The following is a 19,072-nucleotide window of genomic DNA, read 5'->3' as shown; positions in this document are numbered from 1 at the left end:
TATATACCTACTTTTTTATAATGTCATCCAGTGTAACTATATTTTCCTGTGTAGTGACGATTGCAACTCTATCTCCTACATTAACTGAATCGCGACCTCCGGGAAATATCAAATCACCATTTCTATGAATTATAGTTACCAGTGTATTCTCTTTAATATTTAAATCCATCAGAGGAATTCCAATTACTTCCGAATTTTCTTTAGCAGTAAACTCCATTGCCTCTACTTTTCTATCTGCAAGTTTGTACAATCTTTCCATTTCAGATTCACCTGCTGCCAATCTACTTCTTGCAAATCTTACAATCTTATCAGCTATTATCCTCTTTGGAGTTATAATGGTATCCAGTCCGACTTGAGGAAGCAGTTTTAATATTGACGTCCTATTGACCTTGGCAACGCATTTTTTAACATTCATGTACTTAGCAAATAATGAAATCATTATATTTTCTTCATCTATACCCGTTAGTGCAATACAGGAATCATACTCAGATATCCCCTCTTCTTCAAGCACCTCTTGATCGGTACCATCGGCATTTATAACGATGATTTCAGGAAAATCATTAGCAAACTCTAAAGCTCTATCCATATTAACTTCAATCAATTTAATATCCATACCTCTTTTTAACAACTTGGTTATTAAATAATAAGTCAGTTTTCCTCCACCGATAATCATAGTTGACTTAATTTGGGAATCTATTTTCCCCAAACTATTGTAAAACTTGTGCAAGTCCTCCATGCTTCCGGTTACATGAATATTATCTCCTGAATTTATTACGGTATCTCCGGTCGGAATTATAACCTCGTCATGACGCTCTATTATACAAACTAGCAGCTTACCATCAAAAGAAGAGCTGAAGTCCTTTAGAGTCATATCTACTAGATAATTATCCTCATCTATCGCAACCTCAACCATATTAACTTTCCCATTTGCAAAAGACTCTATACTTAAAGCATTAGGGTACTTTAGTATCTCGGAAAGTACCGCAGCTGACTCCTCTTCGGGATTGATAAGTCCGGTGATTCCGAGAGAACTCATAATAAAATCGACACTCTCATGATACTCAGGATTTCTAACCCTGGCTATCGTATATTTAGCTCCTAGTTTTTTTGCAATGATACAGGAAACTATATTTAGCTCATCAGAATTTGTCACAGCTAAAAATATATCGGACTCTCCAACCATCGCCTCATTCTGAACATTAACATTTGCACCATTGCCAACGACAGCTTGGATATCATACATTGAAAAAATATTATCTATTACTCTTGGATTTGTATCTATTAAAACTATATCGGTATTTTCATACAATTCCTGACATATAGTTTCCCCAACTTTTCCTGCACCTACAACTACTACTTTCATAAGACCTCCGTATTAACGCTCATGCCTAAATTTTATAATAAATACTCTAATTTAGCAATTGAGTATCCGATTATTTAGGGTAAATTAATTATTTAAATGCATCTAATGCTCTACTGACACGACTGACAGGTAGACCCATGACTGAATAAAAATCACCCTTTATAGATTCGATTAAAAGTGATCCAGCCCCTTGTATTCCATATGAACCGGCTTTGTCGAACGGGTCGCCTGAAGCAATATACTCGTCTATTAAGTTTTTCATGTAATCATTATATTCATGAAACTTAACCACAGTCGCATCATAAAATACATCCTTTAATCCATTCGATAGAATTGCAACGCCTGTGTATACAATATGTTCAGCTCCCGATAAGTCGGTGAGCATCTTTTTAGCATCATCTTTCGATTTTGGTTTACCAAATACCTTTCCATCGCAAACGACGACAGTATCCGAACCTATGACTATAGCATCCCCATTTTCTTTAAACACATGTTTAGCTTTTTGATACGAAAGCTCCATCACCAGTTCACTAAACCTGTTTTCATTATTAATATCTCTTAAGATGCTATCGGTTATTTTTTCTTCATCTATGTCTGCCGGTACAGTACTAAAATCAAACCCGCAGAGAGCTAACAGCTCTTTTCTGCGGGGTGATTTACTTGCTAATATTAATCTCTTCACTATTAATTAACTCCCGGTTTACCTAAAAGTTTAAACATATTCTTCTTATATGCTTCAACTCCCGGTTGATCGAAAGGATTTACTTCATTTAGGTATCCTGAGATACCGCAACTAACCATAAAGAAGTATAGTAATTTTCCTAGATTATACTCATTGAGTTCAGGTATTGTAATCCTTAAATTTGGCACGCCACCGTCCACATGAGCCATAAGAGTTCCTTCAATGGCTTTTTTGTTTACATAATCAACAGTTTTTCCGGCAAGATAATTAAGACCATCTAAATTTTCAGAATCTTCCAAAATCTTTAAATCAAATCTTGGTTTTTCTATATTGATAACTGTTTCAAACAAATTACGTTTACCATCTTGAATCAGCTGACCTAGAGAGTGTAAATCAGTTGTAAATCCGGCAGACGCAGGGTAAATTCCCTTCCCATCCTTACCCTCTGATTCCCCAAACAACTGTTTCCACCACTCTGCAATATAATGAAGTCCCGGTTCATAATTAACCAGTATCTCTATATCTTTGCCTCCATCATATAATAGCTTTCTTGCAATTGCATATCTAACTGCATTATTATCAGGATCTTCAACCAGGTACTCAGTTTGAGCAACTTTTGCACCTTTCATAAGTTCATCTATATCGATGCCCGCAGCAGCTATCGGTAGAAGTCCAACTGCGGTAAGCACTGAGTATCTTCCTCCAACATCATCAGGCACGACAAAACTCTCATAACCTTCATCTTCGGCGAGCTGTTTTAAAGCACCTTTAGACTTGTCAGTGGTTACGTAGATTCTATCGGCAGCCTCAATCTTACCATACTTGTCTTCCATGAACTTCTTTAAGAATCTAAAAGCAATTGCAGGTTCTGTAGTAGTTCCTGATTTAGAGATAACATTTAAACTGACCTGCTTATCTTGTATATATTCCAATAATTCCAGTAATTCTGTTGAGCTTAAATGATTTCCTGCAAACAATACCTCTAATTCCTTTTCTTTTCTGTATCTTTTAGATAATGCCTCAATAACAGCCCTTGCTCCCAGATAAGAACCACCTATGCCTATTACTACAAGAACTTCACTGTCATTTCTAATTTTAGCTGTAACTCTTTTTATTCTGTCAAATTCTTCTTTGTCATACTTGGTAGGTAACTCAACCCAACCAAGAAAATCATTTCCAGGTCTATCACCGGTTTGTAGAGATTTCAATGCTGCAAGAGCCTTAGTTTCTACACCCGTTAAATTCTCCAAAACGCCTGAGTATTTCAAATCCAATTTTAGTTCGCCCATAGTAATCCTCCTTAATCGATTAGAGTAGCAACCATAATAGCCATATCGTCAAAAACTTCGCCCCAACTAAACTTAGTTACCTCTCCTACCACATTCTCAATTATATCTCCGGGTTTCATTATTGCCTCTGTAAACCTTTCATGCCCAAACTCTTCTCTGTCATAATTTTTGGATTCCGTAAATCCATCGGTATAAAAGATGAGTTTATCACCTTTTTCAAGCCTTATTTTATCCTCTTTATAGGTCATTTCCCTAAATAAATCACATATTGGCACACCGGTTATTTCCAAAACCTTGTATCTGTCATCAAGTTTTACAATCGGACAACAATTATGTCCGGCATTCGAATAACTGAAAGATCTTTCTTTTCTGGAATAAACCCCATAGAACATAGTAAAGTAGAGATTCTCTGCCAAATTCATCTCACCAAACCTCGCTCTTAGCTCGTAAAGAGTAGTCGACGGACTGGCACCGCCCAGTTCAGTAACAATAGCTCTTGTAGTCTGTTTTATAAACATAGTGAGCATAGAAGCTCCAACCCCATGTCCGACTACATCACAAATATAGATTCCAACTTTATCGTCATCAATCTTTATTATATCAAATAAATCTCCGGATAATTGCTTTGAAGGCTGATAATAATAGTCCACATCCAAGTCTCCAACCCTTCCCTTTTCAGGCAATAATTGAGCCTGAATACTCCTTGCGAATTTAATATCATCCGACATCATCTTATTTGCATTGAAAAGTTCTCTTCGTATATGTATTTCAGAGCTTATATCTCTAAAAACTTCAACGGCAGCGACTACCTCCCCATCTTCACCGATGACGGGAGAACTCTTCACAGAATACTCCTTACCCATAAAAATTATCTCTTTATTATAAGTCTTCCTGGTAAGTAGAGTAATGAGTGAAACAGATCTAGGCACCACCGAATCACCCATGATAATATCCTCTTCAAAAGAGCATGCAATATTAGGATCATGCGTCTTACAACTGGTTTTCATCGACTTGTTAATGAATAGAATTCTACCATTCCTGTCTATAACCCTAACCCAGTCGTCCATAGATTCTAAAACCTGAACATTCAATTCACATAATTCAATTGTAAGTAATTCTTCAGGTGTTTTCCCCATATTCATCTCGTACTCCTTTGGCTAATAATTAAATAATTATCCGTAAATCCAACACTCATCTACTCCGGTCTAGGTCCATAAAACTGGTAATAATCCACCTTCAGCTTAGCATTATATAATTTCCTCTTTCTATCGGCTCTCTTGCCATAGTACTTCTCAAACTGATCGAAAGCAGTTATTACATATATTGACCAAGTATCGAGTTCCTTAAACTTAGCACCTAAATCCCTGTATAATTTCTTTATCTCTTCAATCTCGCCCATTCTCTCTCCATAAGGCGGATTGGTTATAACAACTCCATAATCATTGGTCAGATCGACATCCCTCATATCCTTCATAAAAAACTGGATATCGTCAGACAATCCTATATTTGCCGCATTATCACGCGCCCTGAGAATAGATCTCTTGTCAATATCAGAGCCAAGGATTTCAAGCCTTATATCATTATCGATAACGGACATCGCATCCTGCTTGACCGACTTGTACACTTCTTCGCCGACAATACTCCAATGCGCAGAATCAAAATCCCTATCAAGCCCCGGCGCAATATTTCTACCAATCATCGCAGCCTCTATCGGAATAGTCCCTGAGCCGCAGAAAGGATCATACAAAATCCTGTCCGGGTTCCAGTACGACAATTGAATCATAGCAGCAGCAATAGTCTCCTTTAGTGGAGCATCTCCTGCCCTATTCCTATATCCCCGTTTGTGAAGCCCATCTCCCGATGTATCCAAGGTAATTATCGCCATATCGTTAAGCATCTGGATTTCAAGCTTGTACCTCGGTCCCTTTTCAGAAAACCACTCGACATCATAACTCTCCTTAAGTTTCTCCACTATCGCCTTTTTCACAATAGACTGGGAATCCGAAATACTAAAGAGTTTTGACTTATGCGTCCTTCCCTGCACCGGAAACTCAGCATCTACAGGCAGTAAATCCGCCCAAGGCAAAGCCTTCGTCTTATCAAAGAGCTCCTCAAAAGTAAGCGCTTCAAACTCAGCAAGCTTAATATAAACCCTCTCAGCAGACCTAAGCCAAATATTGCATCTCGCAATATCCTCCGCAGTCCCTGAAAACTCAATCTTCCGATCAGAAACCTTCAAATCCTCAAACCCAAGCTTAATAAGCTCCCTCTTAACAACAGCCTCAAGGCCAAAATTCACAGTAGCTATTAAATTGTATACATTATTATTATCAAATTTTTTTGTCATATATTGATTATAACACTTAATTGTAAAAAATGTGAGGTCCCCAATCATTATTTTATAAAAATGGCTGGAAAAATACTAGAAGAAAAAACAATAAAAATGCAATATCTCTTATTCTCTACCTGCATTACAACGGCAAAAAGATTATGAAATTATCTTGTTTTAGAAGTTTTATTAGAAAAACACGTTTATTGTTCTGTAAGGCTCTAACTAAAAAAGCGACATCTCTTCGTCGCTACCTCTAGTACACCCAACGAAATGTTTTTGAAATTATCTGACTTTGGAAGGTTTTAGTAGAAAAATCCGTTTAATGTTCTGTAGGGTTTAGAAAGAAAAAAGCGACATCTCCTCGTCGCTACATCCAGTACCCCAACGAAATGTTCTTGAAATTATCTGACTTTGGAAGGTTTTAGTAGAAAAATCCGTTTATGGTTCTGTAGGGTTTAGATTCTATTCTTTCAAGCGAAGCGGTATTGGAATCACCGGAAACTCCGAAACGAATTTTTCTCCAAATCATGAACGGAGAAGAAATTTAAAACTTTTCGCCCTTTAAGCAAAGCGGTATTGTAATCTCCGGAAGAATAATAAACGGTTTTTCTTAAAACCTGGAACAGAAGAGAATTTCAATAACTTTAAGTTATTCTCTCATTCAGCGTAATTGAAAGTTCATCAGATGTGTTAAATTATCATGTGAGATTAGTTGAAATTCTAAATATAGCAGTAGAATTCTCCGAATTCCTCTTTTGTATATCTCTCCCTCAGTCAACACAGTTGACAGCTCCCTTACCAACCTAACCAATTGAGATGCTCTTCGAAATTTAGGTAGGTTTCATGCAAAGAATTCCCAAGAACGAAGTGATTGGCGTGAATTCGACTGCCAAAAGATGGAGCCTAAAAAAACTAAAAAAAGCGACATCTTCACGTCGCTACCTTTAGTACACCAGGCGAAAAGATTTTAAATTTATTTGACTTTGAGCTCTTGACCATAAAATTCAGCTTTAGTTTTGGAGGGCTTAGATTTCATTCTTTCAAGCGAAGCGGTATTGAAATCTCCGGAAAAACTAAAGCTGCATTTTATTCAAGTTGCGAACGGAAAACAAATTTAAAACTTTGAGCTCTGTGCTAGATACATCCTCCTATATATCCCGCCTTTTTCTATCAACTCATCATGACTTCCCGACTCTACAATCCTTCCCTTATCTAGAACGTAGATCGTGTCGACATTCTTAATTGTAGACAATCTGTGAGCAATTATAAAAGTAGTACGTCCTCTTTTCAGCCTCTCAATCCCGGTCTGGATAAACTCCTCTGTCTCGGAATCTATATTAGAAGTCGCCTCGTCCAGAACTAAAATCTTCGGATCCCTCACAAGAGCTCTGGCAAACGAGATAAGCTGTCTTTCACCGGCAGAGAAGGTACTGCCCTTTTCCTTAACTTCTGTCTTTATCCCATCAGAATGTTTGTTTAAAAGCCCGGCTCCTCCGACCTCTCTTAGAGCTTTTTCGGCATCCTCATCTGAAATGCTGTCATCAAAAAGTGTAATATTTGATTTTAAATCCCCTGTGAATAGATAAGGATCCTGAAGAACAATAGACATATGCTTTCTCAGTTCCCTTAAATCTACTTTATTTAAATCCACCCCATCAATTGTGATGCTGCCCGACTGAGGTTTATAGTAACCTAATAAAAGATTCATTATCGTACTTTTGCCCGATCCGGTATGCCCTACAAAAGCAGCAGATTCACCTTCATTTACTTTAAAGCTGACATTTGAGAGAACATAATCTTCGTCATTGTATGCAAAACTGACATCATTATAATCTACAACACCATTGATTTCATCGCACTTCTCTCCACCGTATTCTATTGCTTCCATATGAAGGAGCTCAAACACGTGATCTGCGGCCCCTCTTGCCTTTTCAAGCTCTCCAACTCTTAAGACCACATTAGTCAGATGGTCAAATATCTTTGTCATATAGTCTATAAAAATGTAGAGCATACCAACTGTTACCGGATACGCTTTTATAATAGAACCATATCCGAAAAACAGCAATGCACCTGCCAAGCTTAGAAACTGAAGAGTTCCCATTGCATTAAAACCTGAATATGCAAATAGTTTAGTGAAGTTTAGCCCCTCTTTATAGACATTATTATTAACCTCATCAAACTCTTCGTATATCCTGTCTTCTCTATTAAAGGCATGAATGATTTCTATACCTTGTATATTTTCGTTTAAATTGGCATTCAAGTCACTCAAATACCTTCTATAGGCATAATTATATTTCTTTGATTTGTTCTTAAAGTCTACGAAAATTATAGCTACAAATGGCATTGGTACGAGAGCCATAAGCGCCAATTTATAATCTATCAATGCCAAGCTTATGAAAATTCCTGTTGCATAGACAAAAGCGGTAATTAGCTGTGATAAAACGACTTGGAATAGTACCCTAACATCCTTTGTGTCATTTGTAATCCTTGAGACCACTTTCCCTGCAGGTAATTTGTCAAAGAATGGAATAGGCATCTTCTGAACATGTCTAAATACATCTTCCTGCATAAACATTGCTACCTTATTAGCGGTCTTGTTAAAATAATATACATTTAGATATCTAAATATTGAAGCTAATATTATAGTCACAAGAAATACTCCGAGTAATAGAAAATAAAAACTTGGATTCTTTGGACCTATTCCTTCCACTAATTCGCCGTCCAGAAGTTTAGAGATAATATAAGGACCTGCAAGATCCGTTAGTACCGCTAACATAGACAATAATAAACCGAATGCCAATGTCGTCCACGTCTTTTTACTGTATTCCATCAGCTTAGCTGTTCTGAATTTCTTTTGATACGTACTACTTTCCATTATGATCCTCCAGCTGCTGAATTGTAAATTGTTCATGGTACCAACCATTTTGAGCAATTAACTCTTCATGAGTACCTCTTTCTACTATCTTGCCTTCTTCAAGAACTATTATTTCATCAGCATGCATAATTCCTGAAAGCCTATGGGCAGCAATTATAGTTGTTCTCCCAACTCTATCTCTTTTAATATTCTCGATTATTTTTTCCTCTGTATTTGCATCTACAGCAGACAATGAGTCATCCATTATCAAGATTTCCGGATCTCTGATAAGAGCTCTTGCGATTGAAAGTCTCTGTTTTTGACCTCCCGAAAGAGCAACACCTTTTTCACCGACCATGGTATCCAAACCATTTGGAAGAATTTCCAAATCCTTTTTAAAGTCTGCACTTTCCACTGCAGTCAACACATCATTATCGGAATCGTCATCCCTACCGAGTTCAATATTTTCTTTAACAGATTTCGAGAATAATATATGTTGCTGCGGAACATATCCGACTTTTTCTCTAATCGACTCTGTTTTTAAATTTTCTACAGGGATATCATCGATAAAAAGAGTTTCCTTTTCGATTGGATAAAATCTGAGTATCTGTTTTAAAAGTGTGGTTTTACCACTTCCAATTTTCCCAACCACTCCCAGAGTTTTTCCATTTTTGATAACCAGATTAATATCAGAAAGATTCAAATCCGTGGATCCGGGATATTTGAAATTAAAATTCTTAAATACTATATCCCCATTCCCCGAGTATGGCACAGCTTCTGCGGCATCGACCATGTCCTCTTTATAATCCAGCAATTCCTGAATTCTATCCATGGATGCGGATGCTTGCTCCGATACATTAATAAAATCACCTAAAGCAAACATCGGCCAAGTAATCATATTTAGATATACCGTAAATGATATTAAACCACCTATCGTTATTGCTCCGGTTTTTATAAGATAAGCACCATAAAGAAATGTTATTACATAGCTTATCCCGGGAAATATTCTACTAATAAACGGGAAAAATGCCACCCATTTGACTTGCTCCATATTGCTTTTATATAGAGTTTTAGCTTTTTCCGAAAACCTGTTTTCCTCACTTGGTTCCCTAACAAAAGCCCTGATAACTCTGACACCCAAGACATTTTCAAGTACAGCTTCGTTCATCCCGTCAAATGCCTTCTGCACTTTATTATAGACTTTATAGAGCTTATTCCCTATAAATTTACTCGTTACCACTACCAGCGGAAGTGGCAAAACAGCTAATGCAGTGAGCTTCCAAGAAACAGTTATGCTCATAATTATCACCAGTGCAATCGGGTATATAGTAGCATCTAAAAGTGCCATCATTCCAAATCCGGCAAAATCTTGTAGTGATCTTACATCATTTGTAGCCTTGCCCATTAAAGATCCGGTACTGTTTATCTCATAAAAAACCGGTGTCTGACCTAGAAGTTTATTGACAACATTCCTCCTAGCAGCTCTACCAATCCTATCTGAACCTTTAAACAGCAAATAACCCCAACCATAGGCAGTTGCATATAGTAACGCGATTACCAGAACCATTAAAAGCACATACCTGTATAGTTCCGTCAAGCCTATTGCCTCTTGTCTTATAGAATCTGCAGCCCTTCCCAATAACCAAGGGGGAATTATTATCAAGACATAATTTATAAGAATGAGTATCATCCCAATAGCGTACTCCTTCTTATAGGTTTCAATAAACCATTTTATTTTTTTAAATATACTTAACATATAACCTCACTTTTACACACCAAAAAACACACCCAATGCAGGGTGTGTTGCTGACAAAGGGATAGATTCCCTCAACTCTATTATATATTTGAATTGAGGAGGTATTTTATTGATTCATATTTATTTAGTACTATCATTTTTATACCCCCTTTCTATAATTTTAAAATAATAATATCAGTTTATAGTTAAATTGTCAATTTATCAATTAGAGTAATAGCATACCTGTATAAAAAACTAACATTCATTCACCCTAATTCAAACTTCTTTACTTATTTTTGAATTCTTGATCCAAAACTCACTTAAATTTTCATCGACAGAATCCAAATCATAGTAATTAATAATATGCGACCAATGTTTTGGCATTAATTTTCTATAATACTTTTTGGTAAACCTGTCATCTATCAGTAGAACAGCCCCTCTATCATCTTCCGTCCTGATAACCCTACCGGCAGCCTGTAGAACTTTATTCATCCCCGGATACTGGTACGCGTACTCAAAACCCATACCCTTTATCTCATTGAAATATTCTTTAATTACATCCCTTTCAAATCCAATTCCGGGAAGTCCTACTGATACTATAATTGAACCTATTAACCTGTCACCTGCTAAATCTATTCCCTCCGTAAAAACTCCGCCAAGTACTGCGAACCCGATTCTATTTTCGGCATCGTCGAAACTTGCAATAAATTCATCTCGATCATCCTCAGTCATGCTTCTGTTTTGAGCTATAATATCCAAATCCTCATTCTTGCCTGCGAAATCAGTATATACCATATCCATATAGATATAAGAAGGAAAGAAGATTAAATAATTTCCTTTCTTTTTGCTTATAAATCTTCTAATAGTTTCTGAGATCTGTTCAACTGATCTTTGTCTGTCTTTATACTTGGTCGAAATAGTAGCCATGGCCCCAATAAAAAGATTTTCTTTAGCAAATGGAGAGTCCAAATGATACTTATAGGAATTTTCATCTCCACCTAATAGCTCAGCATAAAAATCCATGGGAGTAAGTGTAGCAGAAAAGAAAACAGATGACCTTGCCCTTTTTAAAATCTCCTTAAAAAGAGATGAAGTATCGATGCATAGTAATTTTACAACCATCATCTCAGTATCATCCAATGTGAACACCGCTCTGAAGGACTCATCATATAACTCCGAAATTCTAAGATAGGACTGCAATTCAAAATAAAGATTTAGGATGGTTTCATAATGCTCCGCATCCTTCTCCTCCGCTAAAAATGCATCCATTCTGGAAGTTAAAGTTTTTATACTAAAATAGATATCCTCAGGCTCTTCCGTCTTGCAATAATTTCCCAAATCATCCAAATAAGGCCTATAACTCTCAATTTTATTTAATAATCTGGATATAGCTTTCCTTATTGGCAAGTACTCACCTGTAAAAGATTCAATTATCTCAAGCAGTTTCGCAGATTGTAACTCCTGAGAAAACATCTCTCTTCCTCTGTCTATCAGATTATGCGCTTCATCTACTAAAAATAGAACTCTATCAGTCGGACTGTCGAAAAACCTCCTTAAATAGACCCTTGGATCAAAAGCATAATTGTAGTCACAAACCACCACATCGGAGTATATTCCCAAATCGAGCTGAGTCTCAAACGGGCAAACTTCATGCTTTAAACTATATTTTCTAATAATTTCAAAATCGATAAGCTGTTCATTATCCAATATATCAATAATTGCATCATTAACTCTATCAAAGTGACCCTTTGCATATGGACAATCCTTAGGATTACACTTAACCACATCATTTATACAGGACTTTTCTTTAGCCGTAAAAGTTACCGCTTTAATTTTCAAACCGGCATCTATCAGTAAATCGAGTGCATTATTACAAGCAGCCTTGGTAGTAGATCTCGCTGTCAGATAAAACAATTTATCCACCAGTGATTCTCCAATGGCTTTAACTGATGGAAACACCGCAGACATAGTCTTGCCGATACCCGTAGGAGCTTCTATAAAGAGTTTTTCGGAGTCGATAATCGTCTTATAAACTGCAACAGCCATCTCTCTTTGACCTTTTCTATATGAACCGAAGGGAAACCCTAAATCAGTTATCGAATCATTTCTTGCATTTCTCCATTCCAATAGCTTCTTACTGAAATCCAAGTACTCGAGCAGTAATCTACTGTAAAAATCCCAAAGCTCAATAGAAGTGAAAGTCTTTCTAAACCTTTTAGTTTCCTCATCTTCAATATTGTAATAAGACAACTGAACACCAAGCATGTCCACATTATAAGCTTTTGTATAAAAATAGGCGTAGCACATAACCTGAGCCCAATGAAGCTGACTGAAATCCTCTGTCAAAGTCTCAAGATCTCTGGTAGTACTCTTTATCTCGTCTAAAATTATAAAATCGTCCTCTGTTATTACTCCATCAGCCCTACCTTCGACGATAAACTTCATCCCCTCAATCTCTGTCTCATTTCTTAAAAAGAACTCACTATCGTAATTTCCTTCATATTCACTTTGCAACTTTTTATGCGCCATAATCCCTTGGACAGCTCTATCTTGAGAAACATATGAAGTATCAATATCTCCACTTCTCATTACGAACTCAATTAGGTTTCTGACGGAAATCCTAATAATATTCTCCATAAAAACTCCTTTTAAAATCTATACCATTATATCATAAATAAAAAAAGTAATATCACATGTATTCATTCTTTTGCACATATCTGAAAATTTGACTTTAGTTTTAGAGACCTTATTAGAAAAATCCTTAATCTATTAAATTAATTCAAAAGAATTAACTCTATTGTCTTGAATAAGAGATTGTGAACTAAAAAAGAAATCTAGGAAATGAAAAAAGAGACTTAAATAAAAAAAATCGCTGCGAATTACTTCACAACGATTTTGTATTCTTATAGACCAAAATATTCTTCTAATGTTAAACCTGACTCAAAAACTTTTTTAGCAAGCTCAGGTCCAACAAATCTATAATGCCATGATTCATACTTATATCCTGTAATAGCTTCCTTACCTCTTGGATATCTTAAAATGAAACCATATTTGTAAGCATTTTTAGCTAGCCATTCAGCCTCCGCAGTATCGTCAAAAGAATCATCTATAGTAACTGTATCATCATTTGTCCAAAAATCAAATGCATAACCGGTTTGATGTTCACTGTGTCCCGGTAGAGAAGTCATCTCATCAGCGGCCTCTTTTCCATAACCTTCAACGCTTGAATCATAGACTCTTCTTTGCTCGTCATAGCTTCTATAATCGGAGATAATCTTAATATCCAGACCGTCTCTTCTCATCTCATCTCTCATTAGTTCATAAGACTGCTTAGCCTCTAACTTAAGACCAGGATTAAAATCTTCTGGAACTCTGTATTCTCTATTAACTATAAGAACACCGTCTACTACTTTAAACATCTTTTCATCTTCAATTTTTGTTACATTTTCAAGCTTTACATAACCGTCTTGATTTTGATAATTTACCTTTACCCAACCATTTTCACTACCATAAGACTCTAAGTAATCTCCCATCGGGATTTCGGTAACCACAGTACTACTTTCATTAGTTGAGCTGTAAACAACTGTAGCCCCTACTGTCTTGTAAATCTTTTGAAGCTTATCAGTAAATCTATCCTTTGTTGACTCAGTCATCTTAACGACTTGCTTTAAATCTTCAGAGTTATTATTATTAAGTTTTTTAGTAATATCCGTTTTATCTTCTTCAGAAACTTTCTCGACTGTCTCTTGATTCTCCGTCTTGACAGTTGCGTCTCCACCAACATCTTTTCTCTGTTCAAGAACAGCTACATCCTTCTTGAAAAATGGAAGCTTCTTGACCATTGAAAAAACCCCAACAACCGATAAAACCATGACCAAAGAAAATACGACTATCCTATTTCTGTTTCTTCGTCTAATAGCCGCACGTCTTCTCCTATTAACAACCCTTCTCCTGCTCATCTTACAACTCCTCTATATAATTAAGTAATAATTAAGTAAATTTTAAATGTTATGTTTGTTGACTACCTATATTCTACCACAAAGAACAGTATATTTGAATACCATAAACCGAATTATTTACAAAAAGGTTACAGTTTTTTCGATAATTGTTGAAATTTTATATGAGTTTTAAATATTTCACAATAATGTAATAAACCTTATAATTTTAACATTCACCACTTATTTTATTATATTGTACTTTAATAGTAATACGTCATAATATTGTTTATAAAGTATCATGAATTGGATTATTCATGTTAAATCTTATCATAACAATTATTAACTGTTTGTAAAATCTTAGCTCTAAAAAATTTGTGTATATGTCATATATTTTTCTTCTCTTTTTCCAATTTACTAACTTTGTTTAAATTGTACATTTTTATTTAATCATTAATGTACATTTTAATTGTATCATTTACAGATAGTCGTGTGGGGTGAGTTGGATGGTCGTGTGGGTGAGTTGGATGGTCGTGTGGGTTCAGTTGTGAGTTCAAAATATAGCAGTAGAATTCTTCGAATTTTTTATTGTATATCTCTCCCTCAGTCAACCGAGTTGACAGCTCCCTTACCAACCTAACCAATTGAGATGCTCTTCGAAATTTAGGTAGGTTTCATGCAAAGAATTCCCAAGAACGTAGTGATTGGCGTGAATTCGACTGCCAAAAGATGGAGCCGGAAAAAGCGACATCTCTTCGTCGCTACCTTCAGTAAATCCAAAGAAAAGATTTTAAATTTATTCGACTTGGAAGGATTTGGCTAAGAAAAATCGTTGTAGGAGTTGAAGGGTTCTAAAAGAAAAAAAGCGACATCTCTTCGTCGCTACCTCCAGTACCCCCAACGAAATGTTCTTGAAATTGTCTGACTTTGGAAGGTTTTAGTAGAAAAATCCGTTTATTGTTCTGTAGGGTTTAGATTACAGTCTTTTAAGCGAAGCGGTATTGTAATCTCCGGAAGAACTATAAACGGCTTTTTCTTAAAACCAGGAACGGAAGAAAAATTTAAAACTTTGAGCATCTATGGTACATAATTATCAAATGTCGGAACTATCTTCCTCAGTTCCTCAACGATCTTATCCCTATCATTCGTCTTAGTTGAATCCATTAGAGGAACTAGCTTCGCCTCCAACTCATGGAAATCAATAATAGTCGGTTTCTCAACAAAAATCCTTTCGTATTCAGTCTTGTCTACTAGATCCATATTTAGAAGCAGCTCTTCGAATAGCTTCTCCCCCGGTCTAAGCCCAATAATCTCAATATCTATCTCTTTGTAAGGTTCATGACCGTGAAGTCTAATAAGCTTTTCGGCTAAATCAATAATCTTGACAGGTTCTCCCATGTCCAGGACAAAAATCTCTCCACCCTTTGCGATTGCCCCGGCTTGAAGAACAAGCTGAGTCGCTTCAGGAATAGACATGAAATACCTTATAATTCTCTCATCAGTTACAGTTACAGGACCGCCCTTATTTATTTGATTTAAAAACAGCGGTATAACCGATCCATGAGAACCAAGAACATTGCCAAATCTAACAGCAACATAATCGGTTTTGGAAATCCTGTTGAATGACTGGATTATCATCTCACAGATTCTCTTTGTTGCTCCCATAATATTCGTTGGATTTACAGCCTTATCAGTCGATATCAATACAAACTTCTCGACATCATAATGGTCCGCTTCCAAAACGACATTCAAAGTACCAAATACATTATTCTTTACAGCCGATTCAGGACTGCCTTCCATTAGAGGGACATGCTTGTGAGCCGCGGCATGAAAGATTATTTGTGGCCTATACTCACTAAATATTGCATCCAGTCTCTGCCTGTCCCTTACAGACTCAATAAATACCCTCATATCCAGTTCCGGATACTCTCTGCGTATTTCGTTTTGGATATCATAAGTCGTATTTTCGTAAATGTCCAGGATTAATAACTGTTTAGGATTATACTTTACTACCTGACGGCATAACTCAGAACCGATTGAGCCTCCTCCACCCGTGACCAGAACTACCTTGCCATTTATGAATTCACTGAGTTCCGAGGTATTAAGCTTGATTTCATCTCTGCCTAAAAGGTCGTCTATCTCTATATCTCTAATATCTTTAAGCTCTATCTTATCGTCAATCATCTCATAGACTCCCGGAACAATCCTGACCTTTGTGGAAGTCCTAGAGCATATGTCCAATATCTTTTTTTGATCTTCGTTTTTCGCCGATGGCATTGCTACTATTATTTCATCTATCTTTAGTTTTTTAGTAAGTTCAGGAATATCATTTCTGTTTCCTGCAACCTGAACTCCGTCAATAGTTCTCTTATACTTAGCAGGATCATCATCTACAAAGGCAATTGTCACATTTCCAAGTTCAGGATGTTTTTTTAACTCCCTAAGAACCATTAGTCCGGATTCTCCTGCACCGACTATAAGAGTTCTCTTAAGATTGGCATCGAGTTTGGAGCCTACCTCTTTAGCTCTTATAATCTTGGGCACCAATCTTATACCACCTATGAGTATCGTATCAAGGATTAAAACTATAGGATATATACTTCTTGGAAGTGTGGATGCAGTTCCTAATAGATAAAGTGTTGATAATAAATTGGACAACAAAACTGCTCCCAATATATTTAGGAGTTCGTTAACGGAGGCATATCTCCATATAGCACTGTATAACTTAAACAAAATAAAAGCTATTATCTTGATTGCCGTTATTATCAAAACTTCCTTCGTATACACTTCAACATAGAATTGCGGCAATTGCATCTCAAATCTAAGCAATAATGCTATAATATAATTCGCATTAATTATGAAGGCATCCAGAAGTAACAATAGCCAAAGTTTTTTATCTCTCATAAAGACCTCTCTAAAACTTATCTAAATCAAGTCCCTTTAGATATTCTTTCAATTCATTTTTTATTTCAGGATCTCTAAGTCCAAACTCAATATTAGCATGGACAAAACCCATTTTATTTCCAATATCGTATCTATCCCCTGAAAACTCATAACCATAGACAGATTCTTCTTTAGTCAGCCCAAGAAGAGCATCTGTTAATTGTATTTCATTTCCTTTTCCCGGTGGTGTGTTTTTAAGTACTTCAAAAATCTTAGGACTTATAACATATCTTCCTATCACAGCTTGTCTGGAAGGAGCTTCTTCCAAGCTTGGTTTTTCAACCATATCGTTTATCTTGAAAACACCCTTTTCTACTTCATCGCCTGTAATTATACCGTATTTTGAAACATCGGTATCGTCAACATTTATCAGTGCAACTACAGTATTTTCATATTCATAATACTTTTCAATCAGCTGCTTTGTTGCAGGCTTTTCTGCCTCAATTACATCGTCGCCCAATAAGACTACAAATGGTTCATCTCCAACGAATGATTCAGCACAAAGCACGGCATGACCAAGACCTTTTGCCTCTTTTTGTCTTACATAGAATATATTAACTTTTTCAGCTATTGCTCTCATTTCTGCAAGTTCTTCGAGTTTTCCTTGCTTTTCAAGGTGGTTTTCAAGTTCTATTGAATAATCAAAATGATCTACTATGCTCTCCTTATCTCTACCTATAATGATAAGTATATCTGTAATTCCTGATTTATAGGCTTCTTCAACGATATATTGAAGTGTGGGTATGTCCAAAATTGGCAGCATCTCTTTTGGTATAGCTTTAGTTGCCGGAAGAAATCTCGTCCCCATACCGGCAGCAGGGATAACAGCTTTTCTTACTTTTTTTACAGTCATTAAAATCCACTCTCCTCATATGCTCTAAGTATTATCTCAACGGCTTTCTTGCCTTCATATCCATCTATTAACGGCTTACCGTCGTTATTGATAGCCTCTATAAAATCATGATAAAGCGGTGTATGCCCATTTCCATAGACATTGTCGATATCATCTTTTGTCTCTGGATTGTCATAGTATTTTTTATCTGCAAAATCCCAGGTTTTAATCTCATTAACTGCCAGTCCACCAATAACCGCAGTACCGGTTTCACCGAAAATACTCAAAGTTTCTTCGAGATTTTTAGGATATACACAAGCAGAACCTTCTATTAAGCCTACAGCTCCATTTTCAAATCTTAGTAAAATCGCACCGAAGTCTTCCATTTCAATATCCCTTAAGAAAGTTCCAAGTTCTGATTTTACACTTACGACTTTCGAATTCATCATCCACTGAAGCAAATCTATATTGTGGATACATTGATTCATAAGAGTACCGCCATCAAGTGCCTTAGTGCCTCTCCATGGCGCAAGCTCATAGTAATGTTGATCTCTGGTCCATAATATTCTTGCAGTTCCGTTGATTAACTTTCCAAATCTACCTTCTTCCAAAGCTCTTTTCAGCTTTTGAATTGGTCTGTTAAATCTGTTTTGATGAGATACGCAAACCTTTAAATTTTTCTCATCTGCAAGTTTGTTGATTTCATCTATTTCATCTAAATTTAAGGCCATTGGCTTTTCAATCATTACATGAGCACCGGAATTTAATACATCAATTGCGTGCTTTCCATGATACCCACTTTCAGTGGCAATAACTACAACATCTATATCTTCCTCTTCAAGCATCTTTTTATAATCAGTGTAGACATTTATTATAGTATTAGGGAAAGACTCTAAGTACTGCTTTTTTCTATCCTCTGCCCTTTCTTCTTTAAGATCGCATAATGCAACAGGCACACAATCAGCCTCATTATTTATCATTGCTTCAATATGTTTATAAGAAATTCTTCCACATCCAAGTATCGCAAACTTCAATTTGCTCATTTTCATTCACTCCTTATGATTTATGTATTTAATCATATATCTAAAATTAATTATTGCCCATCCT

General features: G+C 36.2%; 12 protein-coding genes. All 12 read right to left on the bottom strand.

The window, feature by feature from the left end; genetic code table 11:
• Positions 1–7: 7 nt before the first annotated feature.
• The 12 genes from trkA to VZL98_02490 all read right to left on the bottom strand — a co-directional run bounded on the left by trkA (position 8) and on the right by VZL98_02490 (position 19,008).
• On the bottom strand, positions 8–1,363 hold the full coding sequence (gene trkA, locus VZL98_02545) for a Trk system potassium transporter TrkA (GenBank protein ID WVH63851.1): 1,356 nt from the start codon (positions 1,361–1,363) through the stop codon (positions 8–10).
• Between the two features lie 88 nt (positions 1,364–1,451).
• Positions 1,452–2,045 (bottom strand): nucleoside triphosphate pyrophosphatase, encoded by a 594-nt coding sequence (locus tag VZL98_02540; GenBank protein WVH63850.1) that lies wholly within the window; start codon positions 2,043–2,045, stop codon positions 1,452–1,454.
• 2 nt (positions 2,046–2,047) lie between these two features.
• The gene (locus tag VZL98_02535; GenBank protein WVH63849.1) at positions 2,048–3,334 is read right to left on the bottom strand and encodes a glucose-6-phosphate isomerase; all 1,287 of its coding nucleotides are present in this window, start codon (positions 3,332–3,334) and stop codon (positions 2,048–2,050) included.
• An 11-nt stretch (positions 3,335–3,345) separates the two neighbouring features.
• Positions 3,346–4,476 carry a SpoIIE family protein phosphatase gene (locus VZL98_02530; GenBank protein ID WVH63848.1) on the bottom strand — a complete coding sequence of 377 codons (1,131 nt, stop codon included), beginning with the start codon at positions 4,474–4,476 and terminating at the stop codon, positions 3,346–3,348.
• A 53-nt stretch (positions 4,477–4,529) separates the two neighbouring features.
• Positions 4,530–5,681 carry a class I SAM-dependent RNA methyltransferase gene (locus VZL98_02525; protein ID WVH63847.1) on the bottom strand — a complete coding sequence of 384 codons (1,152 nt, stop codon included), beginning with the start codon at positions 5,679–5,681 and terminating at the stop codon, positions 4,530–4,532.
• Between the two features lie 1,099 nt (positions 5,682–6,780).
• Positions 6,781–8,541, bottom strand: coding sequence for an ABC transporter ATP-binding protein (locus VZL98_02520; protein ID WVH63846.1), 1,761 nt, complete (start codon positions 8,539–8,541; stop codon positions 6,781–6,783).
• Positions 8,531–10,276: an ABC transporter ATP-binding protein gene (locus tag VZL98_02515; GenBank protein WVH63845.1), complete on the bottom strand. Its 1,746-nt coding sequence runs from the start codon at positions 10,274–10,276 to the stop codon at positions 8,531–8,533. Before VZL98_02515 ends, VZL98_02520 begins: the two co-directional genes overlap by 11 nt.
• Positions 10,277–10,531: 255 nt before the next feature.
• Positions 10,532–12,892 (bottom strand): ATP-dependent DNA helicase, encoded by a 2,361-nt coding sequence (locus tag VZL98_02510; protein WVH63844.1) that lies wholly within the window; start codon positions 12,890–12,892, stop codon positions 10,532–10,534.
• A gap of 266 nt (positions 12,893–13,158) precedes the next feature.
• Positions 13,159–14,214 carry a M15 family metallopeptidase gene (locus VZL98_02505; GenBank protein ID WVH63843.1) on the bottom strand — a complete coding sequence of 352 codons (1,056 nt, stop codon included), beginning with the start codon at positions 14,212–14,214 and terminating at the stop codon, positions 13,159–13,161.
• Between the two features lie 1,053 nt (positions 14,215–15,267).
• Entirely contained in the window at positions 15,268–17,094 is a 1,827-nt protein-coding gene (locus VZL98_02500; protein ID WVH63842.1) for a nucleoside-diphosphate sugar epimerase/dehydratase, read from the bottom strand.
• 10 nt (positions 17,095–17,104) lie between these two features.
• The gene (gene galU / locus VZL98_02495; GenBank protein WVH63841.1) at positions 17,105–17,986 is read right to left on the bottom strand and encodes a UTP--glucose-1-phosphate uridylyltransferase GalU; all 882 of its coding nucleotides are present in this window, start codon (positions 17,984–17,986) and stop codon (positions 17,105–17,107) included.
• Positions 17,986–19,008, bottom strand: a complete 1,023-nt coding sequence (locus tag VZL98_02490) for a Gfo/Idh/MocA family oxidoreductase (GenBank protein WVH63840.1) — start codon at positions 19,006–19,008, stop codon at positions 17,986–17,988. Before VZL98_02490 ends, galU begins: the two co-directional genes overlap by 1 nt.
• Positions 19,009–19,072: the final 64 nt, after the last annotated feature.

Source organism: Peptoniphilaceae bacterium AMB_02 (assembly GCA_036321625.1).
Lineage (GTDB): Bacteria > Bacillota > Clostridia > Tissierellales > Peptoniphilaceae > Microaceticoccus > Microaceticoccus formicicus.
The sequence above is the reverse complement of the archived record's forward strand: the minus strand, read 5'-3'. Positions and strand labels throughout refer to the sequence as shown.

What these genes read in the sequence shown, in the direction of transcription:
- trkA (WVH63851.1), bottom strand. Translation starts at nt 1,363, where the DNA reads ATGAAAGTAGTAGTTGTAGGTGCAGGAAAAGTTGGGGAAACTATATGT.
- VZL98_02535 (WVH63849.1), bottom strand. Translation starts at nt 3,334, where the DNA reads ATGGGCGAACTAAAATTGGATTTGAAATACTCAGGCGTTTTGGAGAAT.
- VZL98_02530 (WVH63848.1), bottom strand. Translation starts at nt 4,476, where the DNA reads ATGAATATGGGGAAAACACCTGAAGAATTACTTACAATTGAATTATGT.
- VZL98_02525 (WVH63847.1), bottom strand. Translation starts at nt 5,681, where the DNA reads ATGACAAAAAAATTTGATAATAATAATGTATACAATTTAATAGCTACT.
- VZL98_02520 (WVH63846.1), bottom strand. Translation starts at nt 8,541, where the DNA reads ATGGAAAGTAGTACGTATCAAAAGAAATTCAGAACAGCTAAGCTGATG.
- VZL98_02515 (WVH63845.1), bottom strand. Translation starts at nt 10,276, where the DNA reads ATGTTAAGTATATTTAAAAAAATAAAATGGTTTATTGAAACCTATAAG.
- VZL98_02510 (WVH63844.1), bottom strand. Translation starts at nt 12,892, where the DNA reads ATGGAGAATATTATTAGGATTTCCGTCAGAAACCTAATTGAGTTCGTA.
- VZL98_02505 (WVH63843.1), bottom strand. Translation starts at nt 14,214, where the DNA reads ATGAGCAGGAGAAGGGTTGTTAATAGGAGAAGACGTGCGGCTATTAGA.
- VZL98_02500 (WVH63842.1), bottom strand. Translation starts at nt 17,094, where the DNA reads ATGAGAGATAAAAAACTTTGGCTATTGTTACTTCTGGATGCCTTCATA.
- galU (WVH63841.1), bottom strand. Translation starts at nt 17,986, where the DNA reads ATGACTGTAAAAAAAGTAAGAAAAGCTGTTATCCCTGCTGCCGGTATG.
- VZL98_02490 (WVH63840.1), bottom strand. Translation starts at nt 19,008, where the DNA reads ATGAGCAAATTGAAGTTTGCGATACTTGGATGTGGAAGAATTTCTTAT.